General features: G+C 40.3%; 17 protein-coding genes. 13 read left to right on the top strand and 4 right to left on the bottom strand.

The annotated features are described in order from the left end of the window. The coding region (locus tag ACSQ7D_RS07500) for a transposase (protein WP_437135808.1) at positions 1 to 750 on the top strand (750 nt) is incomplete at its 5' end. 228 nt (positions 751 to 978) lie between these two features. Beyond that, on the top strand, positions 979 to 1,800 hold the full coding sequence (locus tag ACSQ7D_RS07505) for a leucine-rich repeat domain-containing protein (RefSeq protein WP_437135809.1): 822 nt from the start codon (positions 979 to 981) through the stop codon (positions 1,798 to 1,800). A gap of 182 nt (positions 1,801 to 1,982) precedes the next feature. Here the strand turns inward: ACSQ7D_RS07505 and ACSQ7D_RS07510 are convergent, their stop codons facing one another. From ACSQ7D_RS07510 to ACSQ7D_RS07525, 4 genes are all read right to left on the bottom strand, one after another. Continuing rightward, positions 1,983 to 4,154, bottom strand: coding sequence for a glutamine synthetase III family protein (locus ACSQ7D_RS07510; protein ID WP_437135810.1), 2,172 nt, complete (start codon positions 4,152 to 4,154; stop codon positions 1,983 to 1,985). A gap of 47 nt (positions 4,155 to 4,201) precedes the next feature. Then, the gene (locus ACSQ7D_RS07515; protein WP_437135811.1) at positions 4,202 to 4,966 is read right to left on the bottom strand and encodes a hypothetical protein; all 765 of its coding nucleotides are present in this window, start codon (positions 4,964 to 4,966) and stop codon (positions 4,202 to 4,204) included. Between the two features lie 62 nt (positions 4,967 to 5,028). Next, entirely contained in the window at positions 5,029 to 5,892 is an 864-nt protein-coding gene (dinD, locus tag ACSQ7D_RS07520) for a DNA damage-inducible protein D (RefSeq protein WP_437135812.1), read from the bottom strand. A 49-nt stretch (positions 5,893 to 5,941) separates the two neighbouring features. After that, positions 5,942 to 6,364, bottom strand: coding sequence for a hypothetical protein (locus ACSQ7D_RS07525; RefSeq protein ID WP_178977413.1), 423 nt, complete (start codon positions 6,362 to 6,364; stop codon positions 5,942 to 5,944). A gap of 287 nt (positions 6,365 to 6,651) precedes the next feature. Between ACSQ7D_RS07525 and ACSQ7D_RS07530 the strand changes: the two genes are divergently transcribed. The 11 genes from ACSQ7D_RS07530 (at position 6,652) to ACSQ7D_RS07580 (ending at position 16,845) form a co-directional block, all read left to right on the top strand. After that, the gene (locus ACSQ7D_RS07530; protein ID WP_437135813.1) at positions 6,652 to 7,887 is read left to right on the top strand and encodes a hypothetical protein; all 1,236 of its coding nucleotides are present in this window, start codon (positions 6,652 to 6,654) and stop codon (positions 7,885 to 7,887) included. A 110-nt stretch (positions 7,888 to 7,997) separates the two neighbouring features. Continuing rightward, a complete protein-coding gene (locus ACSQ7D_RS07535; RefSeq protein ID WP_009418203.1) occupies positions 7,998 to 8,186 on the top strand; it encodes a hypothetical protein in 189 nt (62 codons plus the stop codon). An 801-nt stretch (positions 8,187 to 8,987) separates the two neighbouring features. After that, positions 8,988 to 9,638 carry a hypothetical protein gene (locus ACSQ7D_RS07540; RefSeq protein ID WP_009411537.1) on the top strand — a complete coding sequence of 217 codons (651 nt, stop codon included), beginning with the start codon at positions 8,988 to 8,990 and terminating at the stop codon, positions 9,636 to 9,638. Positions 9,639 to 9,796: 158 nt separating this feature from the next. Continuing rightward, positions 9,797 to 10,069, top strand: coding sequence for a hypothetical protein (locus ACSQ7D_RS07545; RefSeq protein ID WP_034554399.1), 273 nt, complete (start codon positions 9,797 to 9,799; stop codon positions 10,067 to 10,069). Further along, the gene (locus ACSQ7D_RS07550) at positions 10,062 to 10,373 is read left to right on the top strand and encodes a type II toxin-antitoxin system YafQ family toxin (protein ID WP_437135863.1); all 312 of its coding nucleotides are present in this window, start codon (positions 10,062 to 10,064) and stop codon (positions 10,371 to 10,373) included. The genes ACSQ7D_RS07545 and ACSQ7D_RS07550 overlap by 8 nt, the downstream gene beginning before the upstream one ends. A gap of 27 nt (positions 10,374 to 10,400) precedes the next feature. Then, positions 10,401 to 13,238, top strand: a complete 2,838-nt coding sequence (gene leuS / locus ACSQ7D_RS07555; protein ID WP_437135864.1) for a leucine--tRNA ligase — start codon at positions 10,401 to 10,403, stop codon at positions 13,236 to 13,238. Between the two features lie 62 nt (positions 13,239 to 13,300). Then, positions 13,301 to 13,996 carry a hypothetical protein gene (locus ACSQ7D_RS07560; RefSeq protein WP_437135814.1) on the top strand — a complete coding sequence of 232 codons (696 nt, stop codon included), beginning with the start codon at positions 13,301 to 13,303 and terminating at the stop codon, positions 13,994 to 13,996. A 497-nt stretch (positions 13,997 to 14,493) separates the two neighbouring features. Then, the gene (locus tag ACSQ7D_RS07565) at positions 14,494 to 15,315 is read left to right on the top strand and encodes a mechanosensitive ion channel family protein (protein ID WP_002674535.1); all 822 of its coding nucleotides are present in this window, start codon (positions 14,494 to 14,496) and stop codon (positions 15,313 to 15,315) included. A 104-nt stretch (positions 15,316 to 15,419) separates the two neighbouring features. Then, positions 15,420 to 15,590: a hypothetical protein gene (locus tag ACSQ7D_RS07570; protein WP_009418193.1), complete on the top strand. Its 171-nt coding sequence runs from the start codon at positions 15,420 to 15,422 to the stop codon at positions 15,588 to 15,590. After that, a complete protein-coding gene (locus ACSQ7D_RS07575; RefSeq protein ID WP_314784667.1) occupies positions 15,581 to 15,883 on the top strand; it encodes a type II toxin-antitoxin system RelE/ParE family toxin in 303 nt (100 codons plus the stop codon). Before ACSQ7D_RS07570 ends, ACSQ7D_RS07575 begins: the two co-directional genes overlap by 10 nt. Positions 15,884 to 16,008: 125 nt before the next feature. Next, complete coding sequence (locus ACSQ7D_RS07580) at positions 16,009 to 16,845, top strand: leucine-rich repeat domain-containing protein (protein ID WP_437135815.1); 837 nt, start codon at positions 16,009 to 16,011, stop codon at positions 16,843 to 16,845. Positions 16,846 to 16,857 lie beyond the last annotated feature (12 nt).

A 16,857-nucleotide genomic window follows, 5' to 3' on the forward strand; every position in this document is an offset into this window, starting at 1 on the left:
AAATTCACCATTGGATTTTCAAACTTACCATTCAAGTGTAAAATTCATCACCAGCAAGAAATGATAAGTGAAGATTTAGCACTTGGTGATATTCTCAAGGAACATACTGCTGATAAGAAAGATATAGCAGTGTTCGACAGAGGAATGAAAGACAGAAAGGTAATGGATGAGCTTTCAGATGAGCAGACTCAATATTTTGTCACCCGAATTTACAAAGACTCAAAGTATATTTTAGCAGAAGGGAGTCAAGTAAAGAAATTAGCTGAGCAAGATGAGCATCTGCGCTTAATTAGCAGTCAGAAAGTACATCTTTTCACTAAAAGTCAAAAGAAGACAAAAAATACCTTTCGTTTGATAGAGGGTAGACTGCTAAAGAAGGATGAGAAGAGAGGAGAAATTAAAGAAGAGAAGATACTGTTTTTAAGTAACTTAACCGATGATTTTAGTGATGAGCAAATAGCCGGAATTTATAGGAATCGTTGGAAGATAGAGCAGTATTTTCGTTTTATAAAGCAAGAGCTTAACTTTAAACATTTCTTTTCAAGAAATCTCAATGGCATACAAGTGATGATGTATGTAATATTAATAGCATCAATATTACTATTGACATACATAAAAGAAGAAGGATTGAAAGGCTATAAAATCCCTAAAAGGCGATTTTGTTATGGTTTACAAGATGAAATAATTAAAGAAATTGTAATCCATTGCGGAGGAGATCCTTCAAAAATGTATTCTTATTCAGATAGTTAAAAATGTTCCTTACAACCTTAGTTTGTAACTTTAGCAATGTTGAATAAACTGACAATCTTCATTTTCTCATTTTCCCCGCCCGTCGTGCTACGACCTCCTCTGGCGCTTTTCTTGTAGCTCCTGCCTGTTTGATATATTGGATTGGTTATACTAAAAAATATCTTTATAATTAATTGTTTATTGATAATTATTTTGTAGCTTTGCACTCTAAACATCAAAAAAAACACCATGAAAAAATTTTTATTTTTAACCTTAGCTGCTACTGTTTTTGCAAGCTGTAGCAAAGATAAAACAGAGGAACCTGTAAACAACGACATTCCTGCTAGCTACTATGAACTTAGTGCTGACGGTTTGACCCTTGTGAAATGGACTAACACTAGTACTACTTCACTAGATATGCAAGCCGATAGCAAACTACAAAAAGTAAATACTATTAAAGCAAATGCTTTTAGAAACACCAAACTACAAAGTATAAACCTGCCTGTTAACTTGAAAGAAATAGGTGATTATGCTTTTATAAACTCTTCTATTAGTACAGTTACTTTTAATAGCACATCCAATATTACTTTTGGGGAAGCTGCCTTTGAAAATACCGATATAACTTCGATAAAACTACCCAACACTAGAGAAATAGCAAACTCTCTATTTAAGGGTTGTTACAAACTAAAAGAAGTACAGTTTGGCAAGGTAGAAAAAATAGGTGACAATGCATTTAACACCTGCACAGCTCTTACCCAAATTAATTTAGATAACACTGGGCTTATTGAAATAGGGGAAGCTGCTTTTGCTTCGTGTGAAAAAGCTGAAAAAGCTATCTTACCTGAAACCATACGTATAATAGGTTCAAGAGCTTTTTCAGGTTGTTTTGTGTTAAGTAATATTACAGTTAAAGCTTTTTTAGAAGTACCTACTTTGAAAAGAGATAGTGCTTTTTTTAGTGGATCATCAATAAGAAGAAATATTTATGTACCTTCAAGAAGAGTAAACGATTACAAGAATGCTCCTAACTGGAGTACTTGGAAAGATGAAATTACTGCTATTATTGAATAATTTAGCAAATTAGCAATTATAAAAATGAGCCAATGTGCAGGTATGCACATTGGCTCATTTTGTATTAATTTACTTTATCAAAGTCTAAGATTTCAATTACGAATTACGAAAAAATCGGTTTTGCCTGACAAACCCAACTCGGCTGATAAAGCCGATTGATTTATTGCCCGTGCGGCTCGCACTTAATTAAAAAACAGTTCACGGTATTTCGTCAGTGTCCAAAGCTCGTCGTCTACCATAAGTTCGAGTTTATCGCAATGGTAGCGTATTACCTCAAAGAAAGGTTTTACTTGCGTGCAATAAGCATCGGCTTTGGCTTCAAAATCGGGTAAGTGATTAGCGTGCTTGCGCGCCTCTACCATTGCCTCCACCTGACTGTGGATAACCTTGATATGCTCCGATATATGGCGTATAAGCTCCATTTGCTCGGCAGCTACTTCTTGATAGCTATCGCCAAATATTTCTTTTAAGCCTTTCACGTTCTCAATAAGCGTGTTTTGGTAGCGCACTGCTGTTGGTACCACGTGGTTCAGTGCTATATCGCCCAGCACACGCGATTCTATCTGCACGGTTTTTACATATTCTTCTAAGGCAATTTCATACCGCGCCAAAAGCTCTACTTTGCTCAGTACATCTGTACTTTCAAACAAAGCCACAGCCTTCTCACTGATGTTTTCTTTGAGAGCCTCAGGAGTAGTTTTATGATTGCTCAAACCACGGCGGACAGCCTCTTCTTCCCATTCTTTGCTATAACCGTCGCCTTCAAAGCGTATTTTCTTACTTTCCTTGATGTAGCGTCGCAATACTTTAAAGATAGCATCTTCTTTCTTCTTGCCCCCTTCTATAAGCGCATCAACTGCTTTCTTAAACTCGGTGAGCTGTTGGGCTACGATAGTACAGAGCACCATTGTAGGCTTACCACAGTTGGCTTTAGAGCCCACCGCGCGAAACTCGAACTTGTTGCCCGTAAAGGCGAAAGGAGAGGTGCGATTGCGGTCGGTAGTGTCGAGGAAGAGGTCGGGTATTTTGCCTACTACGTTCAGTTTAAGGTCGGTTTTTTCTTCGGGAGATAGGTTATCAGAAGATACTTCTAAGGCGTTTAACACTTGGGTGAGTTGTTCGCCTATAAACACCGATACAATGGCAGGGGGTGCTTCATTGGCACCTAATCGGTAATCGTTAGTCGCCGATGCCACTGAGGCTCTTAACAAAGGTTCATATTCACATACTGCCTTGATAGTGCAGATGAAGAAAGTGAGGAATTGCAGGTTCTTGATAGGTGTTTTGCTTGGCGCTAAGAGGTTTACGCCTGTATCGGTAACAAGCGACCAGTTGTTATGTTTACCCGACCCATTCACCCCTGCAAAGGGCTTTTCGTGGAATAGGATTACAAAGCTATGACGTTCGGCTACCTTGCGCATCACGTCCATCAGCAAAGAGTTTTGATCGACAGCAAGGTTGGCTTCTTCAAAAATAGGCGCTAACTCAAACTGGTTAGGTGCGACCTCATTATGCCGCGTTTTTACGGGGATACCGAGCAATAGGCACTCTTGTTCCAAATCGCGCATAAAAGCCAACACACGGCTCGGAATTGCCCCTAAATAATGGTCGTCCAGCTGTTGTCCTTTCGCCGCTTGATGACCTAAGAGGGTGCGACCGGTAATCATCAAATCGGGGCGGGTATTGGCAAGGGCTTTATCGATGAGGAAGTACTCTTGTTCACAGCCTAAGGTAGTGGTTACTTTGCTCACATTTTTGTCGAAATAGCGTGCAACCTCGGTAGCTGCTTGGTCGATAGCGCTAAGGGCTTTGAGCAGTGGCGTTTTATTGTCTAATGCCTCGCCGGTATAGGCGATGAATATTGTAGGGATACAAAGCACGGTGCCGTAGACAAAAGGCGGTGAAGAAGGATCCCAAGCGGTGTAGCCTCGCGCCTCAAAAGTATTGCGGATACCGCCATTGGGGAAGCTGGAAGCATCAGACTCTTGTTGTACGAGCTGTCCGCCTCCAAAACGTTCGATAGCGCGGTCGCGGGTAACGGGCTCAAAGAAAGCGTCGTGTTTTTCGGCAGTGCCCCCTGTAAGAGGTTGGAACCAGTGGGTATAGTGGGTAGCGCCTTTGGAGATTGCCCAATCACGCATAGCAGTAGCCACTTGGTCGGCTACACGGCGGTCTATTTTAGTGCCATTGTGAATGGCGTTCATTACAGCGGCAAAGGCATCGCGGGTCATCAGTTGGCGCATAGCCTCTTCGTTGAATACATTTTGGGCAAACAGTTCGGAGCGTTTGCCATTTTCGGGTACCACCACCGGTTTACGGTTTTGTGCGGTAGTAAGAGCGGTGAATCTTAGCATTTTTTTGTGTTAGGTTTTTAGTGGTTAGGGATTAGGGGAGGTTATTTTTACTGTCTGAACTTTTTCATTTCAGCTTCGCTACAGTCAAAAAAGCGAGCGACTTCTTTATCTTTTATATCAATATAATTTTCTTGTATTACATAGGTTATAGCTCCTGTGGTGAGGTCTTTTACAGCAAACACCCAAGCCGCTATCCCTCTTAATTGGTTATAAACAAGTATCTTGAATTCTTTCAACTGAAGTATATTGGTAGCATATTTCTCTACTTGCGCAGGTAATGCTCCTGTTTCCTTAGCTTCCACCTTCATTTTTGTTTTTTGTTTATACACTACATTGTCCTTTATACCGGTTACCAACAGATAGTTTTTAGCCTTTTCTTTGTCCTCTTTTTCATTTCTTGAAGTGCTTTTCACTAAGAAGATTTTCTTATTTGAGACTTTGTATATGTAATAAACGGCGGTATCGTTATGCAACGTTTCGTTTTTCTTTTCACAAAAACCTCTTTGTTCAAATTTTAGGGCATTCAGGCGTACATACGAGGGAGCTATAAGCTCAAATGTTCCTGATATAGATTTGAAACAATCGTTGCCACAAGGGGCGAAGTAAAATGATTTATATTGATTTTTGTCGTCCTTTTCAAATACCGTTGCATAACCAACTCTTTCACGTCCTTTTCGAGTAAGCACAAGCAGGTTTTGATATTCCTCTTTGAAGTTACCGAACAGAGAAGCGGTTATCCATTCACCTTTTAAGGGATTTTGTGCGTATACAGAAGGCGCACATAGTAACAAAGTTATTAAAATATATTTCATCGTTATTTTTTTTAGGCGTTAGGTGCGAACCCAGTTATATACATTTTAGGTTAGTGTTAGGGTCATATTTTAGGTAATTTTTGAGAGTGTTCAGCTATCATTTTTTCATCACGCGCTACTTTGCGCTCTAATTTCTTAATATCTTCGGCAGGAGGTAATTCCTCTGGTTTGATACCACGCTGTCCTAACATTTGTCGGACAGTTTGGTTATTTTGTACGTGCTCGTGTGTGATAGCAGGTTCGCCGTGCAAATCGTTATTCTCAACATTGTAATTGGTCATTTCGGTAGCGAGGTTCTTAGCGGCAATGGTAAGGGTTGGTAAGAAATCTGCCAAAGGTCGGTTGGCTTTTATTCCTAACCGCAACTTCATATCCTCAGTAGTATGTCCGCCAAAAAGAGCGGTATCACCTTTGGAGCGGATACGCGCAAAGCCTTTATCATCAACGCCACGCTCATAAATATTCTGTGAAAGTTGTTTTTCAGCACTTCTGAGTTTGTCGCGTGTTTCTAAACGAGAGAGTAAATTGAGCCGTTCTTCTATGAGTTCCGCCTTACGGGTTTGTACAGCAAAATAACTCTGAGCAAAGGCTACTTCCTCTTTTTTAGGGTCGCCATTCTGTGCAATGAGATAGCAGGCGTAACGAGTAAGCATAAAATCTACCACTTCACGCTTTCCTCCTTTACCAATCTCGATCATTTTCGTGACCTCACGAAAATGATCATCTACATTGATTTGTTGCGACTTACACGAAGCAACTGCTCGGTGTATCGCTACCGAAAAGTTCTCCCATCGGGCATAGCCCAATATGGTTTGTAACTCACGGGCAAACCACACTTCTATTTTCTCTTTGGCATCTTCACTTTCTATATAATGAGTAATGCCGTCAAACAGATTTTTGTACTGTAAAACACTGTTCTTATCCATAATGTTTTAGCGTTTTTAAGTTTCAAGGGGCAAATCTGTCCGATAACTACTACAACGTAATTGTAATTGTTGATTTTTCTTTCGCTTTAAGGGTAACCGTTTTCACTGTTTTCAAACTGTTCTTAGTAATTTCAGTGCCCGAAAGATTCTTCTTCCCTGCGTTGTCCTCAGTGTAATACACCACAAACTGATACACTTCTTGCTCATCAATCACATCTACACTCAGTACAAACGAGGCTATCCCCTCATCATCAGTCGCCGACCGCTTCGCGTGAAAAGTAGGGTGCGAGTCACTTTTGTGTTCCCACGCCCATTCATCGTAAGCATATACCTCCCAATTCTTTAAGGGCGTACCGTTGTTGTCTTTTACGTAGACGGTAACATCTACCTTTCCTTCTAATCTCTTAATATCCTCTTTACTACAAGAGAGTGCTCCAAAGGCAATAAGGAGCATTAAAATCGTTCTTTTCATCGTTCTATTATTTAGTTTTTAATTTTCACTCGTGAGTTCTTAGTTCTCAAATCGTTTTTCTTCCGCCTTCCGTGCTACGGATACCTGTGTGGCTCAAACTGCATATATGGTTCACACTTACTCATTTGCTTATTTACAATTTTGCTAATTTTTCACCTGTGCGACTCATACTGCTTGTCGTGCTACGACTACTCTTGCGACAAAAGTAATCATTTTCTTTCATATCGTCACCTTTTTTACAATTTATTTTGTATTTTTGCGCTATCAAAATCATAAACATTACCCAAATGAAAAGATTTTTTTACATCACTTTAAGCGCTTTATGCCTTTTCACAGGTTGCCAAAAAGACAATAACAGCGAAGATAATGGCTCTCTTATCTCCAGCAACACCCCCTTTCCAATGATGGCGTGGATAGGACTCTCTCCTCAATCCTCTACTGAAGCCTATCAAGAGATGAAACAAGCGGGCTTAAATTACAATATGTACCCCTATTATTCCACCCTTTCCCAAGTGAAAGAGGCTTTGAATAAGATGCAAAACCTACAAATGAAGAGTATTGTAAGTTGCTCAGAACTCTCTACCGATACCGAAGCAACCATTAAAGCCCTAAAAGACCACCCTGCTGTGGCGGGCTGGTTTATGGCAGACGAACCCTCAATGAAAGATTTAGATAAGATAGCTGCGAAGATGAAACGCTTTCAGCAAATCGACAAAAAAGGTATCTGCTATGTGAATTTCCTCTCAATAGACACTTCCGAAAAGCAATTAGGCGCCTCCTTCAATGCTTATCTTGAAAAAGCCACCCGCACCCTCCCTCTGCAAATGCTCTCTTCTACCTTCTACCCTATCGTACTGAACAAAGGAGCAAAAGAGAGAACCGTAAACGGATTGTGGTATAAAAACTTAGAAGTCTTCTCGGCAAAAGCCAAAGAATTACGCATTCCTCTATGGACGCTCGTGCTATCATCGTCCCACTCTCTCGGTGAAGGAGGATACCCAGAACCTACTCTTGCCGACCTCCGCTTGCAACTGTACACCAACTTAGCCTATGGTTCGCAACTGATGCAGTTCTTCACCTATACCACCCCTCCTGATAACCTAACTTACAAAGCGCCTATTGCGCCCGACGGCTCTAAAAATGCTACCTATTACCGATTAGCGCAAACCAATGCCGAAGTACAGAAACTTTCCGGCGTGTTCGTAGGAGCAAAGATGCTCAACGTATGGCATACCGGCAAAAGCATTCCCGCAGGTACAAAAAGATTGGTATTGCCCAAAAACTTTGACGTCCTCAAAACAGGCGATATAGGAGCAACTGTTTCGCTTTTGCAGAACGGGTCTCGCTACTATTTGATGATTGTAAACCACAGTCCACTCAAAACGTTGCCCTTAGAGATAAAAGCCACTGCCGAAGTACAAGAAGTAAGCAAAGAAGCCCGCTTGCTCCCCGTCGATTGGACAACCTCTAAAACATACACCTTAGAAGCAGGAGATATGCGTCTTTTCTCGTGGACAAAATAAAAGACTTTCTTTCTTATAAACTTCCCCCATCTTACCTCCACCTTTGCTTCACTACACTTTGTCACTCTCATCGCTACACTTTGCCAAAGTTTCTAATTGCTTGTCGTACTATGACCTTTGGCAAAGTTAATATAGCCCTCTTTGTCTTTGGTTCTCCCCTTTTGAGTCTCTCCGACCCTCCCCCGATAGCTTCTTCTTTCCGTCGCCACATTCCCCCTTTTGAAGGTAGCCAGCGACAGCTGGGTATGTGTAAAGAGGGAGGTTTCTATTACACTTTTCCCTTATTGCCTATGACCTAAGACCTCACACGTCCCCATTTACTAATTTTCTAATTTGCCAATTCCCTAATTATCCCTTCTCTTTTCCATCATACTCCCCCCTAGTGCCTATTGCCTAAGGCCTAGTGCCTCTTCCTCTTTCTTTCGCCTCGAAACCCCGTTTTTAACATTTTTACCCCTGTTGTATTATATTATGAATCAATTTTTTACATACCCTTTCTATACCAATCGTCCAAGATTCGTATAAGCTTCCTATAAGCTCTCTATAAGCTAACCCCACCCTCCTTACACCCTTTTTTCACCAAAAATCCTCCCTCCCCTCTTCCGAATCTCTCCGATATCTTCCGAATCCTCCTAACAGTCCCAACACATCGCTTTTCCATCTCAAACTTTGCCAAAGTTTCAAACTTGGGCAAAGTTGAATAAACTAACAATCCCTCTGCTGGTTCACAAGGCGTAGCCTTAATTTTGTTTTATTTTTGTTTAATTTCTGAGGCACAGCCTCATTCCTCTAATTTAAACTCGCACCCCATTTTCTAATTTCCTAATTTTCTCATTCTCTCATTTCTCTCGCCCGTGTGGCTCGCACCTCATTCTCTCAATTCCTCATTCTCTAATTATTCCCCCGCCCGTCGTGTTACGACCCCTGTAAATACTAATGTTTAGAAGGTAGCTATCAAGAACTCTTATAGCACTATCGATAAATTTATAACCTAAAATAGTTGCATTTGGCATTTTTTTTGTAATTTTGCCCCCGAAATAATTTTAAGCAGGTGTACTTCTTATGAAGAACAGATGTAAGTCTTAAAGAAAACAATTTTTATGAAAAATATAAAAAAGAGGTATTATTGTGCCGTGATGATGGCCGTATTTTTTATGTTGGGTTTTACTGTAAAAAGTGATGAAGAGAGAACTACCGTAGTACCGCCCAGCTTCGTAGTAGATATACCTCGTTTGGTTACCGCTATGCCAAAAGAAATAACAAGCGAACCCAATCTGTTTTCCTTAAATCCACCACAAGTAGGAAAAAGTTTTATAGGCTTTAAAGAAGCCTTAGCCTACCGCGAGTCACGAGGCAATTATTTTATAGTGAATAGGTTTGGCTATATGGGGAAATATCAATTCGGAAAATCAGCTTTGCAGTTCTACGGAGTAAAAGACGCTCAGCAATTCCTCAATTCTCCCGAACAACAAGAAAGACTTTTTACCCTTAGTCTTCAGCGCAACAAATGGTATTTGCGCAATGAAATCAAGCAATACGTAGGCACTAAAATTAACGGTATAGAAATTACCGAATCAGGCATATTAGCCGCAGCTCACTTAGTCGGAGCGCAATCAGTAAAAAAATATTTGAAGAAAAAAGGACGCTATGCCTTTGCCGATGGCAATGGTACTACGTTGCAAAACTACCTAAAACACTTTGCAGGGTACGACACAGCACACATTATCCCTGAAAAACTCCCACGTTTTTAGAAACATAAGTTAATCGAAAAACATAAACTTTCTTCATCTTTGTCAAGGTTTTATAATCTTGGCAAAGATTTCTATTTTCTTACTTCTCAGCATTTGCCAATCCCTAAATTTGCTCATTTGCTAATTACTTCATACCTTTGCACAAAAATAGAAGAAATATGAGAACTACAAATTACAAAATGATGAATTACAATGTAAGCATTCCTGAAGTTGATATGCCTATTTTTGAATCTCTCTTCAAGAAATACAATGTAATAGTAAAACCCGTGCACATATCCGAACCTACTGAAGAGTATGTACCTAATAAAAAAACTATTGAAGCTATTGAAGAAGGCGATATATTAGTAGAAAAATACAAAAAAGGACTTGTGAAAGGCTATACGAACGCTAAAGAAATGTTTAACGACATATTATCCGAAGATGATGAATGAAGATGATGAAAGCCAAGAGTTTTTGTACACCATTATTCCTACATCCATTTATAAAAAAGAATTGAAGAAATACAAAAAACAACCAAAGAAGTTTGACAAAATAGAGAAGATAGTACAAATCTTAATGGAAAAAGGAAGTGAAGGAATTCCTTTTGATAGATATTCTCATTTGCTGACAGGAAATTATAAAGGTTGTATGGAATGCCATATAGAACCTGACCTACTCTTGATTTGGAAGCAATATGAAGAAGAAAAACTAATCACTCTAAACAGAGTAGGAACACATTCCGAATTGTTTAATTAAAACAAAAAAGCCCTTGTGGCTCGCACTATGACCTATAATCACAAAGAAATAGAAGCCTTTTGGCAAGAATATTGGGCTAAACACCAAACTTTCAAAGCCCAAAACAACAGTACCAAACCCAAGTACTATGTGCTTGATATGTTCCCTTACCCCTCAGGAGCGGGCTTACACGTAGGGCATCCGCTGGGCTATATCGCCAGCGACATCGTGGCGCGCTACAAGCGTCACAAAGGCTTTAATGTATTGCACCCTCAGGGGTATGATAGTTTTGGTCTGCCAGCCGAGCAGTATGCTATCCAAACAGGGCAACATCCAGCCCTCACTACGGCACAGAATATCGCCCGTTACCGCGAACAATTAGATAAAATGGGCTTCTCTTTTGATTGGAGTCGCGAAGTAAAGACCTCCGACCCCGATTACTATCGTCATACCCAGTGGATATTCATACAGTTGTTCAACTCGTGGTATAACAACGCAACCGACAAGGCAGAGCCTATCGAAACGCTTATCGCTCTCTTTGAAACAGAAGGCAATAGCAAGGTAAATGCTGCTTGCGACGACGATACCCCCTCTTTCACTGCTGCCCAATGGCACGCAATGACAGCTGAAAGCAAACAACGTCATTTACTAAAATACCGACTTACCTACTTGGCAGAAACCGAAGTAAACTGGTGCCCTGCCTTAGGTACTGTACTCGCCAACGATGAAATTGTCAATGGCGTATCCGAACGTGGTGGTCACCCTGTGATTCGCAAGAAGATGACCCAATGGAGTATGCGCATCACCGCCTATGCCGAACGCCTCTTGCAAGGATTAGACACCATCGATTGGAGTGAGAGTATCAAAGAAAGCCAACGCAACTGGATAGGAAAATCAGTAGGGGCATCTATCGACTTTGTGCTCGCCGGAGGCGAGCACAAAGTCGAGGTCTTCACCACTCGCCCCGATACCCTTTTCGGCGTCACTTACCTTACTTTGGCTCCTGAGCACCCCTTAGTATTGCAAATCACTACAAAGGAGCAACGCGCTGAGGTAGAGGCTTATATAGCAGCTACTGCCAAACGCTCGGAGCGCGACCGTATGGCAGACACCAAAACCGTATCAGGAGTTTTCACAGGGGCGTATGCTCTGCACCCACTTACCGGCAAGCAGCTTCCTATTTGGATAGGCGATTATGTGCTTGCCAGCTATGGTACGGGTGCTGTAATGGCAGTGCCTGCTGGCGACGACCGCGATTATGCCTTTGCCAAACACTTCAAGGGTGTCAAAGGAATGCCCGATGTGATTAACATTTTCGATAAAGATATTTCGGAAAACGCCTTTACCGACAAAGAGGGAATGACTTACCAAAATTCGGATTTCCTGAATGGTTGCACTAACTTTGGTGAAGCCGTTGCCAAAGTGTTAGTAGCCTTAGAAGCCAAAGGAGCAGGTAAAGCCAAAGTGAATTACCGTCTCCGTGATGCTGTATTCTCACGTCAGCGTTATTGGGGCGAACCTTTCCCTGTATACTATGAAAACGGCTTGCCACAGATGATAGGCGAGGAGTACCTCCCTATTCTTCTACCCGAAGTAGAGAAATACCTCCCTACCGAAGAGGGCAACCCACCGTTGGGCAATGCGACTACTTGGGCGTGGGATACCATAAACCATAAGGTAGTGAGCAATGACCTTATTAATAATCAAACGATATTCCCATTAGAATTGAACACTATGCCAGGTTGGGCGGGCTCTTCGTGGTATTGGTTAGAGTATATGATGGAAAAAGACGCACGTGGAACCTTCCCTACCAAATCCGTAGTAGACTATTGGCAAAACGTAGACCTATATGTAGGGGGTAGTGAACACGCCACAGGGCACCTCTTGTACTCACGTTTCTGGAACAAATTCCTCAAAGACCGTGGTTTTGCCCCTACTGAAGAACCATTTAAGAAACTCATCAATCAAGGGATGATATTGGGAATGAGTGCCTTTGCGTATCGATTAGAAGGTACCAATACTTTTGTATCTAAAAATCAAGTAAAAGGGCAATCGGTACAACCTATTCACGTTGATGTTTCTTTATTAAAAGATACTTCGGATGAGTTAGACATCGAGAAATTCAAGACGTGGCGTAAAGAATTTGCTAATGCCGAGTTTATTTTAGAAGAAGACGGCAAGTATATCACAGGTCGCGAGGTCGAAAAAATGTCGAAATCTAAATACAACGTAGTAAATCCCGATGATATTTGCGAGCAATATGGTGCGGATACTCTGCGCCTCTACGAAATGTTCTTAGGACCTTTGGAACAAGCCAAACCTTGGAACACGGCAGGTATTTCGGGGGTGTATAACTTCTTGCGCAAGCTATGGCGTTTGTATTTCAAAGATAACGACTGGCAAGTAACCGACGAAGCTCCTACGCCCGAGATGCTCAAAGTTCTGCATAAAACCATCAAAAAGGTAAATGAAGATATTGAGAATTTCTCCTTCAATACCTCGGTGAGTCAGTTTATGATATGCGTGAATGAGTTATCATCGCTAAAATGCCACCATAGAGACGTTTTAATACCTCTTGCGGTGCTGGTAGCTCCTTTCGCTCCACATATCGCCGAAGAGCTCTGGAAAAGGCTTGGAAATACTGAAAGCGTAACTTATGCACCTTATCCCGTACACGAGGATAAGTATTTGCAAGAGGACAGCAAGGAGTATCCCGTATCGTTCAACGGCAAAGTACGCTTCAAACGCGCTTATGCTACCAGTATGAGTGTGGCAGAGATAGAGCAAGCCATTCTCTCCGATCCTCAAACCGCAGAACAGCTACAAGGCAATACTCCTAAAAAGGTAATTGTAGTGCCTAATAGGATTATCAATATTGTGATGTAGAAAAAAGTCGTTAGTCAATTAGTGATTAACGACTTTTTTATTTTGAGTTTTCAGCCAAAATTATGGATACACTTTTTCTCTTTCCGTTTTATATTTTTCTCTTGATGCTCCCCATTCTCGGGGTTATTATGTACTTTGTGATGGTACGCAAAAACGCCTTTGAAGAGCGCTTGGCACTTTATCGCCCTCAGCACCAGCTGTCACAAAAGCGGGAGGATTATTTGAAAGGGGCGCGAAAGTTCCGTTTCTGGTTTGTAGGTATCTTCTTTGTAATATTTGTCGCTCCTTCAATCATCTACTTTATATTGATGTTTCAAGAGAGTACAGCTAAATGGTATGTATTATACCTCAATGAAATGATAGTAGAACCTTTGATAATATTCTTGATTGGTTTTTTAGCTTATTACCTCCTTTCTTACGTGTTCAAACGCAATGAAAAAGCCCTGCGTATGCTGGTGGAACAAATGAGCGATAGTGATTTCGACTTGCTGTTAAAAGTAAAAGATAGTCTATTTGTTCTCACTCGCTACAATCCGCCGTTTGTGTTGTGTAACAAGCAACTGTACTTCTTTATTTTCTATACAATTCGTGAAATTGACCCTGCTAAAATCACAGATATAGATTGGGGTTATGGCAAAAATGGTTTATATGTAAAAATCAAATCGCCTAAAGTCACAAGGATTACAATGTCGCGCGAGGCGTTGTCTTATCTCTTGCAAATCATTAAAAAATATAACCCGAAAATACGAACTTTCTAATTAGCAAACTTGGAAATTAGAAAATTAGCAAATGAGAAAATTAGCAAATGAGAAAATGAGGGAATTAGAAAATGAGGGAATTAGAAAATGAGGGAATTAGAAAATGGGGTGCGAGTTTGAATTAGAGGAATGAGGCTGTGCCTCAGAAATTAAACAAAAATCAAACAAAATCAAGGCTACGCCTTGTGAAATGACAAGAAAGTTGGGTCGGAGTTTTCGGAGAGGGTTGAAGAGTTCCTGAATTATCGGAGAGAAACGAAAAACATCAAAAGAGAGTTGTAGGGAATTTTGGCGATTGGAAATTAGTTTGTATTTTTGCGCATCAATAGCTAAAAAAGAAAGATGCGAACCAAAGCCTTCGAGAGCTCACAGTTGGATATGTGGAGGTGAGTAATTGGCATATTTAGGATTTAGCAAATGAAGACTGGTCAGACGAGAGAGGACAGAGAGAAGAGGGGCTGGTGAGATTTAGAAACTAAAAAATAAAACAAACAAAAATGAATGATTTTTCGACTGCGGATTTTGAAGGACTCATTAAAGAGTGGATTACCGGACTTATTAAATTTGCGCCTACACTATTGTGGGCAATTGCGCTTTATTTTATAGGGCGATACATTATTCGGTTTATTGCAAAACTCCTTAAAGGCTTGATGGTACGCCGTGGAGTAGACGTGGCTTTGCAGGGATTCCTCTTGCAAGTAGTACGGTGGATACTCTATATTGCTCTGTTCCTTACTATCGTGCAAGTAATAGGTTTGCCTGCGACTCAGTTTATCGCGATTATTACCAGTGGTTTTGTAGCAGTGGGGTTAGCCTTACAGGGGTCGCTATCCAACTTTGCGAGCGGGATAATGATTCTTATCTTTAAACCTTTCCGCGTAGGCGATACCATTGAAGGTAATGGCGAAAAGGGGACAGTAAAAAACATTGGACTCTTTGCTACAACTCTTAACAAAGCCAACAACGAGCAGGCGATTATCCCCAATACCCAACTTTTTAGCAATAGCATTATCAATTACAGTAGGGAAGAGAAGCGCAGGGTGTACGTATTAGTAGGCATAGGTTACAGTTCGGATATTCAAAAAGCTCGCGAAGTGCTCTTGCAAATTGCCAAAGAAGAGCCCAAAGCCTTGCCTGACCCTGAGCCTGTGGTATATGTAGAGGAATTGGCTGATAGTTCGGTGAACCTTTCACTGCGCTATTGGTGCTTGACTTCCGAGCACGCAGGGTGTATATTCCGTACTTTAGAGACTATCAAAAACCGCTTCGACGAAGCTGGTATAGAGATACCATTCCCACAAGTGCAAGTGCATCAGTAGAGAGGCAGTGATTAATGGTTAATGATTAGTGATTAAAATTGTCCTTTATTCATTGTTAATTGGTTTTTATTTAGTATTTTTGCAACGTAAAAACATAAAAAACTATGGACGCAGAGCTTATAGATAATATCTTAACTGAAGACGACCTCCTTCTTAAACAACAAAAAGAAGCGAAAAAGTATAGTATACAAAAAGGTTTGGAGGAAGATAAGGCAGGGTTACATATTCCTCAAGAAGATGTAGAACAAGAAATGAATGCGATATTATGGTCGTAGTTTGGACTCCTAAAGCAAAGGAGGAGCTGAAAGAAATTCTTGTTTATTGGAAAAAACGGAACAAAAGTAATACTTATTCAGTAAAACTGAATACAGAGGCACAAAAAGTAGTTAAATCTCTTATTGATAATCCATACATCTGGCCTATAGAAGAAGGATATGAAGATGTCCGTTCTGTTTTAGTATTTTATAATTACTCTATTTTTTACAGAGTAGAAAACAATATTATTCGTATTCTTTCTTTTTGGGACAATCGAAGAAATCCTAATAGCTTAGATTTATTTGATTTTTAAAAAGAAAAAACATACAGATACCGGCTATAAAGATAGTCGGTATTTTTTTTGTGAATATTTCGTTGCTAATTGGTCTTTATTTAGTACTTTTGTGGCGTCTTTAACATCATAAAAATGATTTTACAATGAGAAAAATCTTCTTTTTGGCCTTTGTGGCTATTGCTTTGGTGAGTTGTCGTAAGAACGATGACAACGGTAACGAGGTAAACGTATCGCCTAATGACTACACTCTCAGTGCCGATGGTCTTACCTTAATAAAATGGACTAATAGTAGTACTATTTCTATTGATATGCAAGGGGATAGCAATTTGCGGAAAGTAAACACTATTGCCGAAAATGCTTTTAAAGACCTTAAAAGTTTAAGAGCGATTACTTTTTCGGACAATTTAAAAGAAATAGGTTCTGATGCCTTTTCAGGAACGAACCTCAGTGATGGCGTAAACTTCAACTCTTATTCAGACGTTGTTTTTGGCGAGAGGGTTTTTTATCGTTCGAATATTAGAAAAGTGTTGCTCCCCAATACTAAAGCGTTATCTAACCGGATTTTTGCTGAATGTAGAAACTTAAAAGAAGTTACTTTTAAAAGAACGGGTATTATAGGCGATGGGGCTTTTTCGTCTTGTGGAACTCTTGAATTAGTAGATTTAACAGATGCGGGAGTTACTCATATAGGGAAAGAGGCTTTTGCTAACTGTAAACTTTTGAAAAAGGCAATCCTTTCGGTAACTATGAACTTAAAGACGATAGGAGATAAATCGTTTGCGAACTGTACTTCGTTAGAGAATGTTACTATTCTTGCACTTTACCCGCCGTATTTAGAGGGAGATCCTTTTTCTGGGATAGCTAAAACTAAGTTTCCTACTTTTTATATCCCCAGAAGACCTAAGGATTTATTGGATATATACAAAGGAGATAACAATTGGAAAAATTTAGTTGATAAGATTCAGTTAATACCAAAATAATTAGGTGCGAGC

The organism is Capnocytophaga sp. G1920 (genome assembly GCF_051417515.1).

Coding starts and splice junctions, on each gene's coding strand:
- ACSQ7D_RS07505 (WP_437135809.1), top strand. CDS start 979: ATGAAAAAATTTTTATTTTTAACCTTAGCTGCTACTGTTTTTGCAAGC.
- ACSQ7D_RS07510 (WP_437135810.1), bottom strand. CDS start 4,154: ATGCTAAGATTCACCGCTCTTACTACCGCACAAAACCGTAAACCGGTG.
- ACSQ7D_RS07515 (WP_437135811.1), bottom strand. CDS start 4,966: ATGAAATATATTTTAATAACTTTGTTACTATGTGCGCCTTCTGTATAC.
- dinD (WP_437135812.1), bottom strand. CDS start 5,892: ATGGATAAGAACAGTGTTTTACAGTACAAAAATCTGTTTGACGGCATT.
- ACSQ7D_RS07525 (WP_178977413.1), bottom strand. CDS start 6,364: ATGAAAAGAACGATTTTAATGCTCCTTATTGCCTTTGGAGCACTCTCT.
- ACSQ7D_RS07530 (WP_437135813.1), top strand. CDS start 6,652: ATGAAAAGATTTTTTTACATCACTTTAAGCGCTTTATGCCTTTTCACA.
- ACSQ7D_RS07535 (WP_009418203.1), top strand. CDS start 7,998: ATGACCTTTGGCAAAGTTAATATAGCCCTCTTTGTCTTTGGTTCTCCC.
- ACSQ7D_RS07540 (WP_009411537.1), top strand. CDS start 8,988: ATGAAAAATATAAAAAAGAGGTATTATTGTGCCGTGATGATGGCCGTA.
- ACSQ7D_RS07545 (WP_034554399.1), top strand. CDS start 9,797: ATGAGAACTACAAATTACAAAATGATGAATTACAATGTAAGCATTCCT.
- ACSQ7D_RS07550 (WP_437135863.1), top strand. CDS start 10,062: ATGAATGAAGATGATGAAAGCCAAGAGTTTTTGTACACCATTATTCCT.
- leuS (WP_437135864.1), top strand. CDS start 10,401: ATGACCTATAATCACAAAGAAATAGAAGCCTTTTGGCAAGAATATTGG.
- ACSQ7D_RS07560 (WP_437135814.1), top strand. CDS start 13,301: ATGGATACACTTTTTCTCTTTCCGTTTTATATTTTTCTCTTGATGCTC.
- ACSQ7D_RS07565 (WP_002674535.1), top strand. CDS start 14,494: ATGAATGATTTTTCGACTGCGGATTTTGAAGGACTCATTAAAGAGTGG.
- ACSQ7D_RS07570 (WP_009418193.1), top strand. CDS start 15,420: ATGGACGCAGAGCTTATAGATAATATCTTAACTGAAGACGACCTCCTT.
- ACSQ7D_RS07575 (WP_314784667.1), top strand. CDS start 15,581: ATGGTCGTAGTTTGGACTCCTAAAGCAAAGGAGGAGCTGAAAGAAATT.
- ACSQ7D_RS07580 (WP_437135815.1), top strand. CDS start 16,009: ATGAGAAAAATCTTCTTTTTGGCCTTTGTGGCTATTGCTTTGGTGAGT.